The following is a 5,845-nucleotide window of genomic DNA, read 5'->3' on the forward strand; positions in this document are numbered from 1 at the left end:
GGTAGATCTTGGGGGCGTGCCCTCTCCCCAGTTATGTCCGAGCCCGTCCACGTCCTGTTCGTCTGCTTGGGCAACATCTGCCGCAGCCCGCTCGCCGAGGGCCTGTTTCAGGACAAGGTCAACGCCGCCGGCCTCGAGGGCGAGGTCGTGGTCGACTCCGCCGGAACGGGCGGATGGCACGTCGGGGCGCCTGCCGACGCCCGTATGACCGCGACCGCCGCGACGCACGGCACGGACCTGTCGCGGCTCAAGGCCCGGCAACTCGAACGGCACGACCTCCATGCGTTCGACCACGTGTTCGTGATGGACAAGTCGAACCTGCACGACACGCTCGCCCTCGATCCCGACGGCGACCACGGCACGCGCGTCCGCCTGTTCCGCGAGTTCGACCCAGAGCCCGGCGACTACCAGGTGCCCGACCCGTACTACGGAGGCGCTGCCGGCTTCGAGACCGTGTATGCCATCGCAGACCGTACGACCGACGCCATCTTGGAGCGTCTGGCAGTGGTCTATGGCTGGGACCTCGAGGACGCCTAGGGCGCTCGTTCCGACCTCGAGGGGACAGCGTTCTGCTAGAACGAACCCGCCTCGCCGCCAAAGAGGGGTCGCTCGGTTGACCGACCTCGAGGTCGAGACGGGTAGCGTGGGGCTCACCCACACGACGGTGTATGCCGCTCCCTGTCACGTTCACCTTCAAGGCCAAGCGCCTGGCCGCGCACGTCCGAGCGATCGGCGCGGCTCGTCCTCGAAGTCGCGCCTTGCACAGAGAGACGTCCTCGAGGACGAGCCGCGAGCGCCGTTTCCGTCGTAGGGTTGGGGACCGACTCCCCGCCCTCGATGCAGTACCCGCTCTCGCTCTCGTTCAAGATCCTCGCCGTCGCCCCCCAGATCCGCGTCACCGACGCGACGGGCGCGTCGATCCTCTACGTCCACCAGAAGGCCTTCAAGCTGAAGGAGGCCGTCACGGTGTACCGTAGCGAGGCCAAGCAGACGGCGCTCTACACGATCGCGGCCGACCGCGTCATCGACTTCAACGCGGCCTACCAGATCAAGGACGGCACCGGACGAGAGGTCGGGAAGCTGGCGCGGAGGGGGCGCCGCTCGATCTGGAAGGCGCGCTACGACGTGTTCAACGCCCAGGGCCAGTCCGTCTTCCGCGTGCAGGAGGACAGCGCCTGGACGAAAGTCCTGGACTCGTTCTTCCAGGAGATCCCCATCGTCGGAGCGTTCGCGGGCTACTTCTTTAACCCGAGCTACACCGTCAAGGCCGACGACCCGACGACGGCCGAGCAGGAGGGCGACCCCGTCATGCGGCTTGCAAAAAAGCCGGCGCTCTGGGAAGGCAAGTTCGAGCTCCAGCGGCTCACCGACCTCGAGACCCATGACGAAGAGCTCGTGCTGGTCTCGTTGCTGATGATGCTCCTGCGCGAGCGCTCTCGCGGCTAGGCCTCGGCAGGGGCGAGCGCGGGCAGCGTCACCACGAACGTGGCGCCGTCGCCGGGCTCGCTGTCGACCTCGATGGAGCCGCCGTGGAGCAAGATGAGGTCCCGAGCGATGGACAGCCCGAGCCCCGTTGAGGACTCCCCGCCCGTCGGTTGGGCCGACAAGCGCTGGAACCGGCCGAACAGCTTGGTCTGGTCCTCGGCCGTCAGGCCCGGACCCGAGTCGCAGACGCGAATCTCGAGCACGTCCCCGCCCTCGAGCGACACGTGGACGGTTCCGCCGTTGGGCGTGTACTTGACGGCGTTCGAGACCACGTTGTCCAGCACGTCGCGGAACCGCGCCCGGTCAAGGGAGGCCATGGTCTCCGGTTCGGCCTCGAGGGTGAGCGTCTGCCCCTTGGCCTCGGCGCGGGGCTGATACGACGCCACGACCTCGCGGAGCATCTTGCTGAGGTCGGTCGGTTCCTGGTCGAGCTCGATGGCGCGACCGTCGAGGGCGGAGGTGACCAGCAAGTCGTCGATCAACACGAGCATTCGGTCCGCCTCTTTGCGGATGACCTCGGCGAACTCAGCCAGCTCCGAGTCCGGTGAGGCCTCGTACGCGATCAGCTCGGCGTAGCCCACGATGCCCGTGAGCGGGCTTCGGAGGTCGTGAGCGGCGAAGCCGAGCAGGTCCGTCCGCAGGGCGTCGGTCTCGAGCAAGGCCTCGTTCGTCGCCTCGGCGAGCTCGCGGGCTGCGACGGCCTTGCTCCGCTGGCTGTCCAGAAGCCGGATCCGCTGAGACAACGCGGTCGCGAACAGGAGGGCCTCGACGGCCATCCCGAGCTGCAACAAGACCGTTGGATTCCACTCTACCTCGACCCATCCGAGCCACACGACGATGTACAGGAAGCCCGAGGCGACGAGTGACGCGGAAGCGATCAGGTACGGGCGGGCAGGGAGGTACCCCTTCCGGTGGGCGCGCACGCCTGCTGCCACCGTCGTGCACAGCATGACCAGCGATAGCAGCGCTGCGAAAACCTGGACGGACAGCCACCAGGGGGCGCCGAGCGTGGAGGCGAGTCCTGCGAGCGCAGCCAGGACCCAGAGCCCGGCTACCGCCGCCAGGACCCGATCGAGGACGGGCGCGTGCTCCGACGTCTTCAGGAAAGAGCGCGCGAACAGGGCGTAGGCCGTTGCCGCGAGGGCGAGCCCGAAGAAGTTCAGTTCGAGGTACCCCCGGGAGGTCGGTGGCAAAAGGTACTCGAGGACGAAGCCACCCGACGTCGCCCAGTACAGGGCGGAGCCCAGCAGAAAGAGGACGTAGTAGAGGTAGCTCCGGTCACGGAAGGACGTGAACAAGAACAGGTTGTACAGTGCCAGCCCGAGCAGAAGCCCGACCATCGCGCCGAGCGTCACGTTCCGATCTCGCTGCTCGGCGCGATAGGTCGGCTCCGGGACCGGTCCTGCGACACCACCGCTGGCGTATTGCATCGGGTCGTGCCGGAGCTCCATGACGAGCGTCCGGTCGGATCCTGCGGGCAGGTCGAACTTTATCGCGGGCGGGTACGCCGTTTGGATCTGGCGATCTCGGAGCGGAACAGCCAACCCAGTCCGCAAGGTGTCGAGGACACGTCCCTGCTCCACGACGTACACCGTCGCCTCGTCTACCTCCAAGGGCACGATCCACGTTACGTCTTCGCCCGATGTTGACGTGACGTCGAGGCGTGCCCACACTGGTTCGGATAGAGGCTCGCCCAGTATGAACAGCGGCGCCCGTGCCGCCGGGCGGCCCAGGGCGTCCGCGACAGAGCGAGGCTCGCTCTCGAGGACGCTCCACCGCTCACCGAAATCCGCCAGCGGTCTCTCTGGGTTGAGGAGGACCTGACCCGACGCCAACGGCGCGAGAGCGGCCAGAAAGCAGCCACTCAAGACGAGTCGGATCAGGAGGCTGCAGTGGACCATTCGGGGATCATATATATCGATAGAATGGGGCCTAGCCTTAACCCCAACCTGCCATTATTCAGGACGGTCTCCCGCTCCGTCCTTTGTCGTCGCTCTCCAGATGTCGCTGTTGCCTCCGTTCGTTCGTTCCGTCCTCGAGGACGCCGTCGGTCCGGTCCGGTCGGCGCGAGGCGTCGGGGGAGGCGACGTGTCGCGCGCGGCACGGGTCGGGACATCCTCGAGGACGGTGTTTGTCAAATGGGGGAGGGGGGACGCGGGGAAGACGTACCCCGCCGAGGCCGCCGGCCTCGAGGCCCTGTCGCGTGCCGCGGGTCCCGGCCTCGACGTGCCCGTCCCGGTCCTCCACCGCGCTGCGACCGACTTCGAGGACGGTCTCTTGGTGCTCCCGTGGCTCGAAGGAGGCACGCCCTCGAGGTCGGACTGGAGCCGGTTCGGGGCGGCGCTCGCCGAGCTGCACCGCGCCGACGCTGACGGGGGCGGCTACGGGTGGGACGCCGACAACTGGGTTGGGAGCAAGCCGCAGCGCAACGGGTGGCTCGAGTCGTGGCCAGAATTTTTCGGGGAGCGCCGGCTCCGGGCGCAGGCCGAGGTGGTGCGTCGTCGCAGAGCGTGGGACCCGGCGTGGGACGAGATGCTCGACCGCGTTGTCGGCCGCCTCGATGATCTCCTTCCGGCGCGCCCGCCGCGATCGCTCGTCCACGGCGATCTGTGGGCCGGCAACGCGCTCGCCCTCGAGGACGGCTTCGCCCTCATCGACCCGGCCGTCTACGTCGGGCACCGGGAAGTGGACCTCGCGATGACCGAGTTGTTCGGCGGCTTCCCAGCCGCGTTCTACGGCGGCTACCGCGAGGCCTGGCCCCTCGAGGCCGGGTACGCCGAGCGGCGGGAGGTCTACAACCTGTTCCACCTGACCAACCACTTGACCCACGGTCCCGGCTATCGGCGCCCGGTCGAGGTCATCCTTCGACGGTTCGCGTAACGCCACGCGGCGTTCGCCGGCACCGCGATGGCCAAGGCGACCGCGATCCCGATCACGTTCGAGCCCACGTCCGACCACTGAGCCCCCCGGTCTTCCGCCAGGTTCGCCTGCGCCCACTCGCTGCCGACCGCGAGAGCGACGGCTACCAGCCCGACGGTCCACGTCCACCGCGGAAGGGCGAACGCCCACAGCAACACTCCGGTGGCGAACAGGATCGCGTGGGCGGCGTCATCGAGACTGCTGACCAGTCCGTGGGGGACGGCGTCGCCGGGGAGCATGAGAGCGACTGTGCCGGCGAACGTCCAGGCGACGGCGGCGGCGAGCCAGACGCGACGGCGACCTACGCCGCGTCTTCGGGACGGGTCGCTCACGGCGTCTCGTCCTCGAGGGCGGCGTGAGCAGCGGCGAGCCGGGCGACGGGGACTCGGAACGGGGAGCAGCTCACGTAGTCGAGGCCGGCTCGGTGGAAGAACGCGATCGAGGCCGGGTCACCTCCGTGCTCGCCACAGACGCCGACTTTGAGCCCGGGCCGGCCGGCCCGGCCGCGCTCGGTCCCCATCTTGACCAACTCACCGACGCCCTCGATGTCGAGGGTCTGGAACGGGTCGGCGGGGAGGACGCCGCGCTCGACGTAAGCCGACAGGAAGCGGCCGGCGTCGTCGCGGCTGAGGCCGAACGTGGTCTGGGTCAGGTCGTTCGTTCCGAACGACACGAACTCGGCGTGTTGAGCGATGGACTCGGCCGTCAGGCACGCTCGGGGAAGCTCTAGCATGGTCCCGACGAGGTAGCCGACCTCGAGGTCGCGCTCGCCGAAGACCTCGGTGGCGACGGAGCGGACCAGGGCCTCCTGGTCTCGGAGCTCGGCCGCTGTGGAGACCAATGGGACCATGACCTCGGGTCGGACCTCGACGCCGTCGCGCTGACACTCGGCGGCGGCCTCGAAGACGGCGCGCGCCTGCATCCGGGTGATCTCGGGGTACAGCATGCCCAGGCGACACCCACGGAAGCCCAGCATCGGATTCTGCTCGTGCAACCGCTCGACCTGGCGGAGCAAGGCCCGCGCGACGTCGGACTCGTCGAGGAGCCGGTCCATGTCGGACAACGTCTCGGCCCGTTGCAGGGCGACTTTGACCTCGGCGATCCGGCCGGTCAGCTCGACCAAGTCGGGCAGGAACTCGTGGAGCGGTGGGTCCAGCAGGCGGACGGTCACGGGGAGCCCGTCCATGGCTCGGAAGAGCGCGTCGAAGTCGGCCCGCTGGAAGGGCAGGAGCTTGCGCAGGGCCGCCTCGCGCTCGCCGGCGCCGTCGGCCAGGATCATCTCGCGGACGGCCTCGAGGCGGTCGTCGCCGAAGAACATGTGCTCGGTCCGGCACAGCCCGATGCCTCTGGCGCCAAAGTCGCGGGCCGTTTTCGCGTCTTCTGGCGTGTCCGCATTGGCGCGCACGCCCAGGCGGCGCACGTCATCGGCCCAGCCCATGAG

At 68.7% G+C, this 5,845-nt stretch carries 6 protein-coding genes; 3 read left to right on the forward strand and 3 right to left on the reverse strand.

The window, feature by feature from the left end:
• Positions 1-33 precede the first annotated feature (33 nt).
• Positions 34-537 (forward strand): low molecular weight protein-tyrosine-phosphatase, encoded by a 504-nt coding sequence (locus WBA11_RS02825; RefSeq protein WP_424519209.1) that lies wholly within the window; start codon positions 34-36, stop codon positions 535-537.
• 276 nt (positions 538-813) lie between these two features.
• Complete coding sequence (locus WBA11_RS02830; protein ID WP_424519210.1) at positions 814-1,446, forward strand: hypothetical protein; 633 nt, start codon at positions 814-816, stop codon at positions 1,444-1,446.
• Here the strand turns inward: WBA11_RS02830 and WBA11_RS02835 are convergent.
• A complete protein-coding gene (locus tag WBA11_RS02835; RefSeq protein ID WP_424519211.1) occupies positions 1,443-3,386 on the reverse strand; it encodes a sensor histidine kinase in 1,944 nt (647 codons plus the stop codon). The two genes, WBA11_RS02830 and WBA11_RS02835, sit on opposite strands and share 4 nt — an antisense overlap.
• Before the next feature lie 100 nt (positions 3,387-3,486).
• Between WBA11_RS02835 and WBA11_RS02840 the strand changes: the two genes are divergently transcribed.
• Entirely contained in the window at positions 3,487-4,365 is an 879-nt protein-coding gene (locus WBA11_RS02840; RefSeq protein ID WP_424519212.1) for a fructosamine kinase family protein, read from the forward strand.
• Here WBA11_RS02840 and WBA11_RS02845 read toward each other — a convergent pair.
• Together WBA11_RS02845 and WBA11_RS02850 are read right to left on the reverse strand one after the other, a co-directional pair.
• The gene (locus WBA11_RS02845; RefSeq protein WP_424519213.1) at positions 4,323-4,736 is read right to left on the reverse strand and encodes a hypothetical protein; all 414 of its coding nucleotides are present in this window, start codon (positions 4,734-4,736) and stop codon (positions 4,323-4,325) included. The genes WBA11_RS02840 and WBA11_RS02845 overlap by 43 nt on opposite strands.
• A partial coding sequence (locus WBA11_RS02850; RefSeq protein ID WP_424519214.1) for a putative PEP-binding protein occupies positions 4,733-5,845 on the reverse strand: 1,113 nt, incomplete at its 5' end. The genes WBA11_RS02850 and WBA11_RS02845, both read right to left, overlap by 4 nt.

The sequence above is a fragment of the Rubrivirga sp. genome, assembly GCF_049648075.1.
In the GTDB taxonomy this organism is placed as follows: domain Bacteria; phylum Bacteroidota; class Rhodothermia; order Rhodothermales; family Rubricoccaceae; genus Rubrivirga.

What these genes read in the sequence shown, in the direction of transcription:
- WBA11_RS02825 (WP_424519209.1), top strand. Translation starts at nt 34, where the DNA reads ATGTCCGAGCCCGTCCACGTCCTGTTCGTCTGCTTGGGCAACATCTGC.
- WBA11_RS02835 (WP_424519211.1), bottom strand. Translation starts at nt 3,386, where the DNA reads ATGGTCCACTGCAGCCTCCTGATCCGACTCGTCTTGAGTGGCTGCTTT.
- WBA11_RS02840 (WP_424519212.1), top strand. Translation starts at nt 3,487, where the DNA reads ATGTCGCTGTTGCCTCCGTTCGTTCGTTCCGTCCTCGAGGACGCCGTC.